A 14485-nucleotide genomic window follows, 5' to 3' on the forward strand; every position below is an offset into this window, starting at 1 on the left:
GCTGCCCGGATCGCAAGGACTGGCGCGGATCTTCAAGGTAGGGGCTCTGAGAGCGAGCAACGACGCCATTCTCCACAGGGGGGGCGTGAAGATCGGCGCCCCGCCTAGGGTTTGGGCCGGTGTGTCAAAAAAGACCGCTTTTTTAAAGCGGTCTTTTTGTTTTCATCCGCCTGAAATCTGATCTGCGTGAAAGACGACCTGGGGTGCCCTGCCTAGGATTTGCTCAAATCCTGCCGCGCGCATTGGAGCTCCGGCTCCCGCGCCAGCAGAGCAATCCAAAACCATCGGGGGGGTTTCCCATGTCGTTGTTCCTCACGCCCGCCGTGGCGCTCATGAACCGCTTGCGCTACGGGCGCAAGTTTGCGCTGATCGGCGCCGTCGCCCTGGCCGCCATCGCCATCGTTTTTGCCGGTCTGTTCATTCAGCTGCGTGAGGTCATCACCCAGTCGCGCCAGGAACTGGCGGGCATTGAATTGCTCCAGCCGTTTGGCTCCCTGATCCAGGCGAGCCAGCAGCATCGCGGCCTGTCCGGCGGCGTGCTGGGCGGCAACGATGCCCTCAAGGGCAAGCTCGACCAGCGCACCCGCGACATCGAACGCATGGTCGGCGACCTGGACGGCCGCTTGCCGGCCGAGTTGCGCGGCAGCCCCCGCTGGACGTCGGTGCGCGAAGAGTGGCAGTCCATCCAGAGTGACGGCCTGTCCTGGGTGGCCTCGGAAAACATCGGTGCCCATACCCGTCTGATCGACGACCTGCTGCTGATGCAGATGGATACGGCCGACCACTTCCACATCACCGTGGATCCGGACATGGGCAGCTTCTACCTGCTCGAAACAGCCGTGGTGAAGCTGCCGTCCATGCTGGAGCGGCTCGGCCAGACCCGGGCCCTGGGCACCGCCATCCTGGCGAAGAAACAGATCGCCGATAGCCAGAAAGTCAGCCTGGGAGTGCTGGCGGCCCAGGTGCGCGACACCCTGCGCTTTCTCAACCTCAACCTGGACAAGGCCGCCGCCCTCAACCCGGTGGTGCGCGACACGCTGCAGAATGCGGCCAAGGAGATTTCCGCCGGTAGCGAGGAGGTGGTGACCCTGGTCGGGCAGGATCTGCTGACCGGCAGTCTGGCGACCGAGTCCACCGCCTTCTTCGATCAGGTCACCCGCGCCATCGACAAGGGCTACGTCCAGTACTTCGACACCCTGCTGCCGACCGCCCGCGAACTGATCGATGCGCGCATCGTGAAGGCCGAGCAGACCCTGGCCATTGCCGTGGGGGCTACCGTGCTGCTAGCCCTGCTCTTCTCCTATCTGGCCGCCGGGGTAGCCCGGGCGGTGAGCGAGAGCATCGGCGAAGTCGCGGCGGGCGCCCAGCGCATCGCCTCCGGCGACCTGGGGGCCCGGGTGCGGGTGCGCAGCCAGGACGAGCTCCATGCCGTGGGCAATTGCTTCAATCAGGTGGCGGAATCCTTTGCCGCCCTGGTGCAGAACGTGCAAAGCAGTGCCCACCGGCTTACCGAAGCCGCCGAAGGGCTGGCGCGTTCCAGCCGGGAAATTTCCATTTCGACCCAGAACCAGAGCGAATCCGCCTCGGCCATGGCCGCCTCGGTGGAGCAGATGAGCGTCGGGGTGGATCACATCAGCCAGAACGCCGACGCTACCCGGGCGCTGTCTGCCGAGGCCGAGACGATGTCCGGCCAGGGCGCATCGGTGGTCGGCAACGTGGTCGAGGGGATCGGCGCGATCGCCGAGGTGGTGCATCGCTCGTCCGCCACCATGGCCGACCTGGGGCGTCACTCCGAGAGCATCACCACCATCGTCAATACCATCAAGGAAATTGCCGATCAGACCAATTTGCTGGCCTTGAATGCGGCCATCGAGGCGGCCCGGGCTGGCGAGGCGGGGCGTGGCTTCGCCGTGGTGGCCGACGAAGTGCGCAAGCTGGCCGAGCGTACCGCCAGTTCCACCCAGGAGATCGCTACCATGGTCGGCGCTATCCAGAACGGGGTGAAGGAGGCGGTGGTCGGCATGGACGAAGGGGTTGCCCGGGTCGGGGATGGGGTGCGCCTGACCCATGAGGCCGGCGCCACCATGACCCACCTCCAGGCAGGGGCGCGGGAGGTGGCCGGTAAGGTGGAGGAAATCACTGAGGCCTTGCGCGAGCAGAGCGCCGCCGCCCAGGATATCGCCCGCAACGTCGAGCGCATCGCCCAGATGGCCGAGGAAAACAGTGCCGCCGTGGCCGAGAACGCCAGTACCGCCGGCGAACTGGAATCCCTGGCGGAATACCTGCAGGGCGAAGTGGGGCGCTTCCGCGTCTGAGGGGCGGGCCGGGGTCAGGCGCTGTGCCAGCGGCCCCAGGCCAGCACCAGCAGCACTGCCAGCGCCAGCCAGACCAGGGTGGCCGCCGCCAGGGCGGGCACCAGGGGGAGGCGATCCACCAGGACGTAGAGGGACCCCAGGTAGCCCAGATAGGGCAGCACCGCCCACAGGCCGAACAGCACGGTGGCCTTGAGGTCGGCCGGGCCGCGTTCGCTGCCTACGATGTAGTGGGCGATCAGGGCGAAGGTGGGAAACAGCGGCACCAGCCCGGCGATGTAGTAGTTGCGGGTCTTGGCCAGCAGGGCGATGAGCACCACCACGGCGCCACCGAGCAGGGCTTTGAGTACGAGGGCCATTGGGGCGTGAGAGGGAAACGAGGCGTAGCGCCTCAGGCGATCATGGCGATCAGGGCTTCTTCGAGCTCGATGCGCCCCGCCGGGCTGGCCATGGCAATCAGCACGTGGCCGGGCTCCAGCTCGAATTCCTTGCTCGGGTTGAACACCCATTCACCTTGCATGCGTACCGCCAGCAGCACGTACTCGGCGCTGCGCAGGGCCAGCTTGCCGAGCAAGGTCGGGGTGAAATTGGGGGGCACCGCCACTTCCTCGACACGCAGGCGCTTTTCCGACTTGAGCATCTCGTCGAGGAAGGACACCACGTGGGGGCGCACCATCAGGGAGGCCAGGCGCATGCCGCCGGTCAGGTCCGGGGCGAAGATGGCATCGGCACCGGCCTTCTTCATCTTCTCGGTGTTGCGCACTTCCTGGCAGCGTGCCACTACCCGCAGGCGGGGGTTGAGCTGCTTGGCGGTGATGATGATCATCAGGTTGCGCGAATCGTCGCCGGTAACGGCGAAGACCCCGGCCGCTTCGGCGATTCCGGCTTTTTCCAGCATGTCGTCGTCGGAGGCGTCGCCGTGCAGGGCGAGCAGGCCGGGGAATTTCTCCCGGTAGGCGTCGAGGAGTTCGTGGTTTTCCTCGATGGCGACGAAGTGCCGGTTGGTGCCTTCCAGTTCCCGGGCGACGTTGCGGCCGACCCGGCCGAAGCCGCAGACGATGTAGTGGTCCTTGAGCTGACGGATCATCTTGTCCATGCGTTTTCTCTTCAAAGTGCCGTTCAGGTCCGATTCGAGCACCATCACCGTGACCGAGGAGAACAGGAACGACAGGGTGCCGGCGCCGAGCATGCCGATGAACACGGTAAACATCCGCGCCGGCGGATTGTCGGTCATCTCGATGATTTCACCGAACCCGATGGTGGTCAGGGTGATGAAGGTCATGTAGAAGCAATCGAACCAGCTGTAGCGGCCGCTGGTCAGAGCGTGGTAGCCGACGGTGCCGATGACGAGCACCAGGACCAGGAGTGCCAGTGCCGCCTGCAGGTAACGGAGCACGTTGCTGGATTCGCGTTGCAGGCTCATGGGCGCGGAGCGTGGAGTTGGGAGCGGGGGGAGGGGAACGGCGGCGCAAGGCCGTGTTCGTATCAGGGGGCGGGGGAGGGCGGCCGCTGCCGTTCGCGACAGCGCGCGTGCCAGGTGCGGACCAGGTAGTAGCGCCAGCCGGCGCGCACGATAGCGTATCCCAATGACGCCAGCAAGAAGGCCAGCAGTACCAGACCCACACCCAAGGGTTTGCCCAGCCCGAGCACCCAGTGGCCCATGGCATCGAGCCAGGCGGCCAGGTTGCCGAAACTGAACTCGGGCGGATTGACGAAGGTGCCGCTGGCGCTGCCCAGCACCAGCCGCCCCAGTTCGAAGGCCAACCAGTAGAGCGGAACGATGGTGAAGGGGTTGGTGTACAGGGTGGTGACGAGGGCCAGGGGCAGATTGACCCGCAGCACGATGCAGCAGATGGCTGCGCCGAGCATTTGAAAGGGGCCGGGAATCAGGCCGCAGAACAGGCCGACGGCGATGCCTCCCGCGGCGGAGTGGCGATTGAGATGCCACAGCCGGGGGTGGAGCAGGGTATCGGAAAAAGGACGCAGCCACCGGTTGTCGTGGACGGCATCGTGGTGCGGCAGGAAGCGTTTGAAAATCTTGCGCATGGCCTGGAAATAGTAGCGAGAAATTGCCCGGCGATGCGTTTTACCGATGGGCGGTCGGCCGGCCGGGTGCATTTTCGTCCGCCTGGGCCGGACATGCTGGGAGTCCGCCTGCGGGGGTTGAGTTCTGGTTTAATCCATTGTCATGAGACTGGTGTCGATTGCGTTCGCCCTGGGGGTGTTGCTGCTGCAACTCCAGGGCCATCTGCCCCCCTGGTCCTGGCTGACGCTGCTCCTGCTGGCGAGCCTGGGCGGGGCGGCAGCCGCCTTGCGTGTCCGGCGGCTGCAGCAAGTGGGTCAGGGGCGCGGCCGGGGGACGCATGCGCGCTGGGCGAGCCTCTTGCTCCTGGCCTGCTTTGCCGCGCTGGCCGGATTTTCCTGGAGCGCTTGGCGGGCTGGCCTTGCCCTGTCCAGCCAGCTTGCCGCCGCCGACGAGGGGCGCGACTTCGTCGTCACCGGCATCGTCAGCCGCATGCCGCAGAACACCGCCCTGGGCATCCGCTTTCAACTCGATGTGGAACAGCTCGACCCGGCCGGGCCGCTGCCCGGCCAGGCGGCACCGATTTCCATGCCCCAGCGCTTGTCGTTGGGATGGTGGGGCGGGCGGCGCCAGGGGGCCGTCGCCGAATCGGAGGAGCGGCATAGACCGGTGGTTCACGCCGGTGAGCGCTGGCGCCTGACGGTGCGCCTGAAGCGTCCCCATGGTTTGCGCAATCCTGGCGGCTTCGATGCCGAGGCCTGGATGCTGGAGCGCGGGATCGATGCCACTGGCACTGTCCGTCTGGCGCAGGAGCGCCTGTCACCTTTCGTGATTCGTCCCGACACCACCATTGAGCGGGTGCGCGAGGCGGTGCGCGATCGGTTTCTCGCCACCTTGCCCGCCCAGGACTATCCCTGGGGAGGCGTGCTCGCCGCCCTGGCCGTGGGCGATCAGCAGGCGGTGGATGCGGGCCAGTGGCGGATTTTCGCCCGTACCGGGACGACCCACCTGATGTCGATTTCCGGCCTGCATGTCACCCTGGTGGCGGGGTTGGTGGCAGCCCTGGCCGGCGCCCTGTGGCGCCGCCATCCCCGTGCCCCCCTGGGCCTGGCGACCCCCCGGGCCGCGGCCCTGGCCGGGGTGGCCGCTGCCTTGATCTACACCCTCCTGGCCGGAGCCGGAGTGCCGGCGTTGCGCACCTTGTCCATGGTGGGCGTCGCCGCCCTGGCCGTGGCGACCGGGCGCGCCACCCGGGTCAGCCGGGTATTGGCGGCCGCCTTGCTGGCAGTGCTGCTGCTCGATCCCTGGGCGGTACTGGCGCCGGGGTTCTGGCTTTCCTTCGGCGCGGTGGCGGCACTGCTGTACGTCGGGGCCGGGCGCGTGGGCCACCACGCCAGCCCCACGCCGGAAGCGGTGCCGGCCTGGCGCCGCCGGGTGCGGGACGAACTGGCACGCTTCGGCCTGACCCAGTGGGCGGCCACCTGGGCAACCCTGCCCCTGGTGCTGTTCTTCTTCCAGCAGTTCTCCCTAGTCTCCCCCCTGGCCAACGCCGTCGCCATTCCACTCATCAGCCTGGTGGTCACCCCATTGGCCCTGCTTGCTGCCCTGGTGCCCCTCGATAGCCTGCTGTGGCTGGCCCATGGCGTACTGGCACCACTCATGGCGGCGCTGCAGTGGCTGGCCGACCAGCCCCTGTCCGTGTGGACGCCGGCGGCTCCCCCTGCCTGGAGCGTGGCCCTGGCCTTGGCGGGTTTGGGATTGCTGCTCGCCCCCCGCGGCCTCCCCGGCCGTCTGGCCGGGCTGGTCTTGCTGCTGCCGGCGTTGTCCTGGCCGGCGTCCCGCCCGGCGCCGGGCGAGGCCTGGGTCACCGTGCTCGATGTCGGCCAGGGACTGGCAGTGGTGGTGCGCACCGCCGAGCACACCCTGGCCTACGATACCGGGCCGGCCTGGGGGGAAACGGATGCCGGCGAGCGGGTGGTCGCCCCCTATTTGCGCACCCTGGGGGTGGATCGCCTGGATGGGCTGGTGGTGACCCATTCGGACCGGGACCACTCCGGTGGAGCGCTGTCGGTGCTCGCTGCCTTTCCCGTCGACTGGCTGGTGGATACTCTGCCACCGGCCCATCCTGCCCACCATTTCGATGTCCCGCGCAGCGCCTGCGAAGCCGGGCTGGCCTGGGTGTGGGACGGCGTTCGCTTTACCGTGCTGCATCCACGCCCCGAGGCCCTGGTGCCCGGGGTCAAGCCGAATCGGCAGAGTTGCGTGATGATGGTGGAGGCTGGCGGGAGCCGCCTGCTGCTCGCTGCCGACCTGGAAATTCCCGATGAGGCCGCGGTGGTGGGGCGCAGCGGCAGCGCCTTGGCGGCCGATGTGCTGGTGGCGCCGCACCATGGCGGCGCCAGCGCCTCGTCCCCGGCCTTCGTCGCTGCAGTACGGCCGGCCCAAGTGGTGTTTTCCGCCGGCTATCGCAACCGCTTTGCCCATCCGCGGAGCGAAGTGGTGGAACGCTACCGACAAATCGGCAGCGTGGTCTGGCGCACCGACCGTGACGGGGCAATCGGTTTTCGCCTGGGCCCTGCCGGAGTCACGGGCATCGCCGAGCGGCAACGCCAACCGCGTTATTGGGCGACCGCCGACGAGGCATCGGCAAGATAGCGCGCATTGCTCCCGTTCTGGATGCGGAATCCGACCTAACCCCAACGCGGGTAAGGACTTTTTCGCTTGTCCACAGAATCTGTGGATAACTTTGTGAATAAGTTTGGGATGAGTGACCTAAGTCGCCTTTCCGCAAGGGTTTTTGTTACTTTGCCTATAAACCGGGCTCGAAAAATACTTATTTAAAAACAGTTGGTTAATATATTTTTTTGCTTGGCAAGAGGGTTTTGTAACCGATCTATAACTTTTGTTACAGGGAGCGGTGCGGTGTGCATAAGTCAAGGCCTTGGGGCAACTTTTTTTCCCGAAAAAGTCTTGACAGACCCGATTGCGCGCTGGGTAAAACCATTGCCCCCGGCAGGCGTATGGCATTGGTTATGATGGCGGCTGATTCGTTGTTGGGAAACTAATTACGCCATGTCCGCGTTAAGCGCTCTGCACCGTTGGTGGTCCCGGTTTGCCGGCGACACCAAAGATCAACACGCGGCAGTCGCTCCGGCTGCCCGTCCTGAGCCACGTTTGCATCAGGTGTTATGCGCCGACCCCCACGGTCTGCACCGCATGGCCTATGCCGAATGGGGCGATCCGGCCAATCCACGGGTGGTGGTATGCGTCCATGGCCTGACCCGCAATGGCCGGGATTTCGATGAACTGGCCCGAGTGCTGGCGACGGATTACCGGGTGATCTGCCCCGACGTCGTTGGCCGTGGGCGCAGCGAATGGCTCAACGATCCGGCCGACTACGGTTTTCCCGCCTACATCGCCGACATGGTGACCCTGGTGGCCCGGCTCAACGTGGAGTCGGTGGACTGGGTCGGTACGTCCATGGGCGGCCTGATCGGCATGTTGCTGGCAGCCCAGCCCAAATCGCCGATCCGCCGTCTGGTGCTGAACGATGTGGGGCCGGTGATTACCGCCGAATCCTTGCAACGCATTGGCCAGTACGTTGGCAATGCCCCTCGTTTTCCCAGTTTTGTCGATGCGGTGACCTATGTGCGTACCGTTTCGGCTCCCTTCGGTCCGTTGAGTGACGCTCAATGGCAGGCCTTGACCGAGCACTGTGTTCGCCAGGGCGACGATGGGCAGTGGGCCATGGTCTACGACCCGGGTATTGGCGCGCCTTTCCGTAACGCTTTTGTCTATGCCGACGTGGACCTGTGGGGCTTTTATGAGGCGCTGCGGATTCCCGTGTTGGCCATTCGCGGTGCCGAATCCGACCTGCTCACGCCAGATGTTCACCGTGCCATGGGCGCGCGGGGCCCCCGGGCGCAATTGGCGGAAATCCCCGGGGTCGGCCATGCACCCATGTTTACCGACGCCGGCCAGATCCGGCTGATTACCGAGTTTTTGCGTCAGGAGTCGCAATGAATGCAGGAATGAACGTTGTCTACCAGCCCAGCCGTGTGACGGTTCATGGATTGGAATTGGAAGTCGGTTGCTGGACCCCGACGGGTGAGGGGGAGGGGGCGGATCTGGTGCTGCTGCACGAGGGGCTGGGTAGCCTCTCGCTGTGGCGCGACTTTCCCGAGCAATTGGCGGCGGCCACCGGCAGGCAGGTATGGGCCTGGTCGCGCCAGGGCTATGGTGCCTCCGGCCGCGACCCCCGGCCCCGTACGCCGGATTATCTGGAGATCGAAGCCCGGGACTGGCTACCCGCCACCCTGAAGGCTCTGTGCATCGAACGTCCGGTACTGGTCGGCCATTCAGACGGCGGTTCCATCGCCCTGTTGCACGGCATCCTGTTTCCTGGCGCCCAGGCTGGATTGGTGGCGATCGCTCCCCATAGCTGGGTGGAGGAGGAGTCCCTGGCGGGCATCCGAATCGCCGGGCAGTCGTGGCGTGACAGCATGGGCAAGTCAGGGGGCTTCCAGGCCCGTCTGGCCCGCCATCACGGCGATGCCGACCGGGTGTTCGCCGACTGGCACGATACCTGGCTGTCGCCGCCGTTCCGCGATTGGGACATCCGGGGGCGCTTGTCCGCGATTGCCTGTCCGACCCTGGCGGTGCAGGGCCGTCAGGACGAATACGCCACCTTGGAGCAGATTCATGTGGTCCGCGACCGGGTGAGTGGCGCCCAGGCTGCGATAATCGAGGATTGTGGTCACTCGCCCCACCGGGAGCAGCCGGCGGCGCTGCTCCAGATTATTCATAACTTTCTCGACTAGAGATGTTAATTTTCTGACGAAAGGCTGACGTATTGGCTTCGCCTTTGCTCAGTTGTTTCTGGCGATTAATCCTTTCAAAACGCACCGTTACGGTGCGTTTTCTTTTTGAATTCCATGATGGGAAAGATGTTTTCTTGATCTTTGGTAAAAAATTAGTGTTTTTGCCGGTTTTTACATTTTTGATATTGCACCAGATAGCAAGCTTTACGATAATTATTCTCAGTTAGATCATGAGCAAGCCAGCCAAGCCCGTCGCGGGCCGCTCCTAAGGGGCCAGCCAGCTCGACATTCAAAAAATCACCTGGGAGTTTTCATCATGCGCTGGCGCCTTCTTCTTGGAAAAACGGTTTTTGCACTGGCTGTTTCCTGTCTTGCCACTCTTTCCGCCCAGGCGGTGGAATATCCGATCGGTACGCCACAGCAGCGCGCCGGTATGGAAATCGGCGCGGTCTACCTGCAGGCGGTGACCATGGAGCCGGACGGCATGATGCGCAAGGTGGAAGAATCGGACATCCACCTGGAGGCCGACATCCACGCCATGGGCGGCAACCCCAACGGGTTCGAGGAAGGGGCCTGGATTCCCTACCTGGTGGTCAAGTACGAAGTCACCAAGATCGGCGGCACCAACCAGAAGGTGAGCGGCGAGATGATGCCCATGGTGGCCAACGACGGTCCCCACTACGGCGACAACATCAAGCTGTTTGGCCCGGGCAAGTACCACGTCAAGTACACCGTGATGCCGCCTTCCGCCAACCCCCACTCCCATTTCGGCCGTCATACCGATCGCCTCACCGGTGTCCGCCCCTGGTTCAAACCCTTCGACGTGGAATACGAATTCACTTACGTCGGCGTGGGTAAAAAAGGCGGGTACTAAACCATGGCCTCTCAACCCCTGTGGCGGCCCGTTCGACTGGCCGCAATGGTGGCGCTCGCCCTGACGCCGGCCCTCGGTCAGGCCGCCAGCGACACCGATGTGCGCAAATTGCTGGAAAGACTCAACCAACGGCTCGACAAGCTGGAGCAGCGCAACGCCGAACTTGAGGCCGAATTGAAGGCTGCCCGGGCGGCGCCAGTTTCTGCGGTTGCCGGCTCGGCAGCGGCGACCAAGGGCCAGACCCGGGCATCCACCGCATCCGTTTCCTCCACCCAGCCCGGCCTGGCCGGTCAAGCACCGGCTCCGGTTTCCCTGGAAGAGCGGGTCAAGAGCCTGGAAGAGCAGAACGCCAAGGTGGCCGCGGGGCTCAGCCGTGAAGACGTGAGCGAGAACGAGCCCGACCTGACGGCACGCCTCAAGGCGGTGGAATACCAGTCCCTGGGCATGCTCAAGCAGGCCCGCATGGCCGAGGCTCTGGAAGGCATTACCGCCGGCATGAGCCTGTCCACCGTGGCCCAGCGTCCCGGAAACGGCAGCGGCCCGAATGGCACCGATCTCTACGGCCAGTCCAACAACAGCCAGCTCAACTATCGGGGCGACGTCTATGTAACCCTGCCCCTGGACAACATCGGCGACATCGAGAGCCGCATCTTCGCCCAGTTCCGCTTTGGCCAGGGCTTTGGCCTCAACAACCTGTACAGCTTCTCCAAGCCTAATGCCACCGCCTTCCGCGTTACCGGCCTCAACCCGGACGACTCGGTGGCAATCCTCGGCCAGGCCTGGTACCAGGCGACCATCCCCTTGCCCTACGGCGGCTTCAAGCCCCACTCCAAGGAAAGCCTGGAAGTCACCTTCGGCAAGATGGACCCCTTCGTCTTCTTCGACCAGAACGCCGCCGCCAACGACGAGACCAAGCAGTTTCTCAATACCGCCTTCGTGCACAACCCGCTGCTTGATGCCGGTGGCGACATCGGCGTCGATGCCAACGGCTTCGCGCCGGGCTTCCGCATGTCCTACGCCAACAGCGTGAACAAGCGCGAAGTGTGGCGGCTGTCGGCCGGTGTATTCGGAGCCGGACGGGGCGCCAACTACTCCCGCTTCTTCTCTTCGCCCTTGCTGATTGCCCAGGCCGAAACCCAGCAGCGCTTCTTCGGCGGTCTGCTCGGCAACTACCGCCTCTATTACTGGCGCAACGGCCAGGCGCCGACCTTCGAAGACGGCAGCGCCAAGCGCTCCGGCTGGGGTATTTCGGTGGATCAGCGGGTCGGCGATACCGTCACCCTGTTCGGCCGCTACGGCCAGCTGGTGCAGAATACCGGCGCCCGCTTCGACCGTGCTTTGACCCTGGGGGCCGAGATCAATGGTTCCAACTGGAACCGGGGTGGCGATTCCCTCGGTATCGGCCTGGGCATGATGCGCGCCGCCAACGACTTCCGCAGCGTGTCCAGCCTGATCGACGTGGATGGCAACGGCGTGCCCGACTACGGCTTTGCCGCCAAGGGCAGCGAGCGGCTGGTCGAGGTGTATTACCGCTATCGCATCAACAAGCAGTTCGAGTTGTCGCCCGACTTGCAGTACATCGCACGGCCGGCCGGCAACGCCGACAGCAAGGCGATTACCCTGATGGGCCTGCGTGCCCAGCTGACCTACTGATCCGGAGGCTTGCCCGTGAAATCCATCCGTCTTCCCCGTATCCCCCGACTGCTCCTGGCACTGGCCGCCCTGGTGGCGGGAGCCACGGTGAGCGCGCCGCTCCTGGCGGACGAACTGCCCACCTTTCCTCTCGTGATCCGCGCCGGCAAGTTCTATCCCGACGTGATCGAAGTGCCGGCCAACACCAAGTGGAAGCTGACCATCCACAACGAGGGCCCGGGGGCCGAGGAGTTCGAGAGCATCGAGCTGCGCAAGGAGAAGGTGCTGGCCCCCGGGGCCAGCAGCTTCCTCGTCTTCGCACCGATGAAGCCGGGCACCTACAAGTTCTTCGGCGATTTCCACCCGGAAACCGCCCAGGGCAAGATCATCGCCAAGTAATGCCGCCGTTGCGGCCACTCGCCTTCGTGTATCGCAGTCTTTGCAGTTGGAGTTCGCATCATGGGAAATGCCCTGTTCATCGTCTGGCGTGAAAGCCTGGAAGCCATGCTGGTGGTGGGGGTGCTCTATGCCTGGCTGGCGCGCAATGCTCCGGAGCGCCTGCGCGCCCTCTGGGCCGGCACTGCCGGGGGGCTGGCCCTGGCCGGCGGCCTGGCCTACGCCATCGTCAGTGTTCAGGACGAGTTGTCGGGCGAGGCGGTGGAGTGGTTTCAGACCGGGGCCCTGCTGCTCGCTGCGGTACTGATCGCCCAGATGGTGCTATGGATGCAGAAGCACGGTCGGCACATGAAGAAGAGTATCGAGGCCGACGTGGCGGCGGCGTCCGAAAAGGCCGGTGGCCTGGGCATCGCCCTGGTGGCGGCCCTGGCCATCGGCCGCGAAGGGGCCGAGACGGTGATCTTCCTCTACGGCGTCGGCCTGGAGCAGGGCAGTGCCCTGACCACCCTGAGCGGTGCGGCCATCGGCCTGGCGCTGGCCGGGCTGACCGCCTGGGCGGTCAGCCGCGGCCTGCGCGGCCTCACCTACGCAACCTTCTTCCGCGTCACCAGCCTGCTGCTGCTGATGTTCGGTGCCTCCCTGCTGGTGGCCGGCATCGACCGGCTGGTGGGGGCCGGTCTACTGCCGGCCCTGGTGGATCCGCTCTGGGACACCTCGGCCCTGCTCGACGACACCAGTGGCCTGGGCAAGCTGCTCTATGCCGTGCTCGGTTACCGGGCCATGCCGTCCCTCAGCCTGGTGCTGGCCTACGCTGCCTACTGGGCCGTGGTGTTCCTGGTCGGTCGGATCGGTAGTGCGCCCGCCAAGCCCGCCATGCCTATGCCTGCCCGGGAGAATGGTCGTGGCTAAGGCCGCCGTCATCCCCATCGTTCCGGTCGGACAGCGCGCGGCGCCTTCACCCATGCCGGCCACCTGGCTGGCCCGGCTTGGGGAAGCGATGCGCCGTCACCGCCGCATCATCCTGGCCATCCAGTGGGTGGTCATTGTCTTTTATGTCGTCCTGGTCACAGTACCGGCCTTCCTACCCCTGCCGGAAACCGGCGCCACCATCGTCTCCAACTTGACCCTGGCCGCCCAGTTCGTCTTCTGGGGCATCTGGTGGCCCTTCGTCATCTTCACCACCCTGTTCGCCGGCCGGGTCTGGTGCGGTGTGTTCTGCCCCGAAGGGGCCCTGGCCGAGCATGTCAGCCGCTTCGGCCTTAACCGGCGAGTGCCCAAGTTCATTCGCTGGAGCGGCTGGCCCTTCGTCGCCTTCATCCTGACCACGGTCTATGGCCAACTGGTGAGTGTCTATGAATACGCCCAGGCAGCCCTGCTGGTGCTGGGCGGCTCGACTCTGGCGGCCATCGCCGTGGGTTTTCTCTATGGCCGCGAAAAGCGGGTGTGGTGCCGCTACCTGTGCCCGGTGAGCGGCGTGTTCAGCCTGCTCGGCCGGGCGGCGCCGCTCCAGTTCAAGGTGGATCGCCAGGTATGGCGCGAGCACCGGCCCAACTTCCGTCTCGAATGTGCGCCCCTGGTGGATGTGAAGGGCATGACCGGCTCCTCCGACTGCCACCTGTGCGGCCAGTGCAGCGGCTTCCGCGAGGCGGTGCACCTCACCGCCCGCCTGCCCGGCAGCGAAGTGGCCCGGCTGCCGGACGGCGAGGTGTCAAAGTGGGACGCCCGCTTGGTGGTGTTCGGCATGCTCGGCGTGGCGGTGGGCGCCTTCCAGTGGAGTTCCAGCCCCTGGTTCGTCATGGCCAAGCAGGCCCTGGCCGAGTGGCTGGTGGATCGGGAATGGTTCGGCCCCCTGGAGTCGGACATCCCCTGGTGGATCCTGACCCACTATCCGGAGGCCGGCGACGTGTTCACCTGGCTCGATGGCGCCCTGGTGCTGGGCTACATCGGCGCCATGGCCCTGGTCGTGGGAACCTGGATCAGCCTCTGGCTGGCCCTGGCCGGCCAGCTGACGAAGGGGCCCGGCGACACCTGGCGCCACGCCGCCCGGCGCCTGGCCTACACCCTGACGCCCCTGGCCGGCCTGGGCATCTTCCTTGGCCTATCGGCCTTGACCGTCACCCTGCTTAAGGCCGAAGGTCTGCGCTTTCCCTGGCTTGGTAGCGCCCGCGGCATGGTGCTGGCGGTGGGCGTGCTGTGGAGCCTGGGCCTGGCCTGGCGCCAGCTGCATCACCGCAACGCCCCCCCGTCGCGTATGGCCGCTGCTTTGACCTGCATGGCCATGGCCGTAGTTCCGGTGGTAGGGAGCTGGATGATGTTGTTCTACGTCTGGTAAGCCTCAGCACGGCTGGATTCGCAACTGGCCGTTCGCTTTACCTAACCGCCCGGTCCGCGACCGGGCGGTTTTCATTTCACACTCAGCACACTCAGC

General features: G+C 65.4%; 12 protein-coding genes. 9 read left to right on the forward strand and 3 right to left on the reverse strand.

Features of this window, described 5'->3' with window-relative positions:
- The first annotated feature begins 299 nt into the window (after nt 1-299).
- Nucleotides 300-2315: a methyl-accepting chemotaxis protein gene (locus OTERR_RS07555; RefSeq protein WP_187775331.1), complete on the forward strand. Its 2016-nt coding sequence runs from the start codon at nt 300-302 to the stop codon at nt 2313-2315.
- 14 nt (nt 2316-2329) lie between these two features.
- Here OTERR_RS07555 and OTERR_RS07560 read toward each other — a convergent pair whose 3' ends face one another.
- The 3 genes from OTERR_RS07560 to OTERR_RS07570 form a co-directional block, all read right to left on the reverse strand.
- Entirely contained in the window at nt 2330-2671 is a 342-nt protein-coding gene (locus tag OTERR_RS07560; protein ID WP_149425339.1) for a GlpM family protein, read from the reverse strand.
- A gap of 32 nt (nt 2672-2703) precedes the next feature.
- The gene (locus tag OTERR_RS07565) at nt 2704-3735 is read right to left on the reverse strand and encodes a potassium channel family protein (protein ID WP_149425340.1); all 1032 of its coding nucleotides are present in this window, start codon (nt 3733-3735) and stop codon (nt 2704-2706) included.
- 62 nt (nt 3736-3797) lie between these two features.
- Nucleotides 3798-4358, reverse strand: a complete 561-nt coding sequence (locus OTERR_RS07570) for a DUF2062 domain-containing protein (protein ID WP_054620703.1) — start codon at nt 4356-4358, stop codon at nt 3798-3800.
- A 151-nt stretch (nt 4359-4509) separates the two neighbouring features.
- Here OTERR_RS07570 and OTERR_RS07575 point away from each other — a divergent pair, with 151 nt between their 5' ends.
- The 8 genes from OTERR_RS07575 (at nt 4510) to OTERR_RS07610 (ending at nt 14389) form a co-directional block, all read left to right on the forward strand.
- The gene (locus OTERR_RS07575; protein WP_246154394.1) at nt 4510-6990 is read left to right on the forward strand and encodes a DNA internalization-related competence protein ComEC/Rec2; all 2481 of its coding nucleotides are present in this window, start codon (nt 4510-4512) and stop codon (nt 6988-6990) included.
- A 417-nt stretch (nt 6991-7407) separates the two neighbouring features.
- Nucleotides 7408-8358, forward strand: coding sequence for an alpha/beta fold hydrolase (locus OTERR_RS07580; protein WP_149425342.1), 951 nt, complete (start codon nt 7408-7410; stop codon nt 8356-8358).
- An 8-nt stretch (nt 8359-8366) separates the two neighbouring features.
- Nucleotides 8367-9155 (forward strand): alpha/beta fold hydrolase, encoded by a 789-nt coding sequence (locus OTERR_RS07585; RefSeq protein ID WP_149425343.1) that lies wholly within the window; start codon nt 8367-8369, stop codon nt 9153-9155.
- 316 nt (nt 9156-9471) lie between these two features.
- On the forward strand, nt 9472-10029 hold the full coding sequence (locus tag OTERR_RS07590) for an iron transporter (RefSeq protein WP_054620705.1): 558 nt from the start codon (nt 9472-9474) through the stop codon (nt 10027-10029).
- A gap of 3 nt (nt 10030-10032) precedes the next feature.
- Complete coding sequence (locus tag OTERR_RS07595) at nt 10033-11682, forward strand: carbohydrate porin (protein ID WP_149425344.1); 1650 nt, start codon at nt 10033-10035, stop codon at nt 11680-11682.
- A 15-nt stretch (nt 11683-11697) separates the two neighbouring features.
- Nucleotides 11698-12060, forward strand: coding sequence for a cupredoxin domain-containing protein (locus tag OTERR_RS07600; protein ID WP_246154395.1), 363 nt, complete (start codon nt 11698-11700; stop codon nt 12058-12060).
- A gap of 60 nt (nt 12061-12120) precedes the next feature.
- Nucleotides 12121-12966 carry an FTR1 family iron permease gene (locus OTERR_RS07605; RefSeq protein WP_149425345.1) on the forward strand — a complete coding sequence of 282 codons (846 nt, stop codon included), beginning with the start codon at nt 12121-12123 and terminating at the stop codon, nt 12964-12966.
- On the forward strand, nt 12959-14389 hold the full coding sequence (locus OTERR_RS07610; protein WP_246154396.1) for a 4Fe-4S binding protein: 1431 nt from the start codon (nt 12959-12961) through the stop codon (nt 14387-14389). Before OTERR_RS07605 ends, OTERR_RS07610 begins: the two co-directional genes overlap by 8 nt.
- Nucleotides 14390-14485 lie beyond the last annotated feature (96 nt).

The organism is Oryzomicrobium terrae (assembly GCF_008274805.1).
Taxonomy (GTDB): domain Bacteria; phylum Pseudomonadota; class Gammaproteobacteria; order Burkholderiales; family Rhodocyclaceae; genus Oryzomicrobium; species Oryzomicrobium terrae.

Coding starts and splice junctions, on each gene's coding strand:
- OTERR_RS07555 (WP_187775331.1), top strand. CDS start 300: ATGTCGTTGTTCCTCACGCCCGCCGTGGCGCTCATGAACCGCTTGCGC.
- OTERR_RS07560 (WP_149425339.1), bottom strand. CDS start 2,671: ATGGCCCTCGTACTCAAAGCCCTGCTCGGTGGCGCCGTGGTGGTGCTC.
- OTERR_RS07565 (WP_149425340.1), bottom strand. CDS start 3,735: ATGAGCCTGCAACGCGAATCCAGCAACGTGCTCCGTTACCTGCAGGCG.
- OTERR_RS07570 (WP_054620703.1), bottom strand. CDS start 4,358: ATGCGCAAGATTTTCAAACGCTTCCTGCCGCACCACGATGCCGTCCAC.
- OTERR_RS07580 (WP_149425342.1), top strand. CDS start 7,408: ATGTCCGCGTTAAGCGCTCTGCACCGTTGGTGGTCCCGGTTTGCCGGC.
- OTERR_RS07585 (WP_149425343.1), top strand. CDS start 8,367: ATGAACGTTGTCTACCAGCCCAGCCGTGTGACGGTTCATGGATTGGAA.
- OTERR_RS07590 (WP_054620705.1), top strand. CDS start 9,472: ATGCGCTGGCGCCTTCTTCTTGGAAAAACGGTTTTTGCACTGGCTGTT.
- OTERR_RS07595 (WP_149425344.1), top strand. CDS start 10,033: ATGGCCTCTCAACCCCTGTGGCGGCCCGTTCGACTGGCCGCAATGGTG.
- OTERR_RS07605 (WP_149425345.1), top strand. CDS start 12,121: ATGGGAAATGCCCTGTTCATCGTCTGGCGTGAAAGCCTGGAAGCCATG.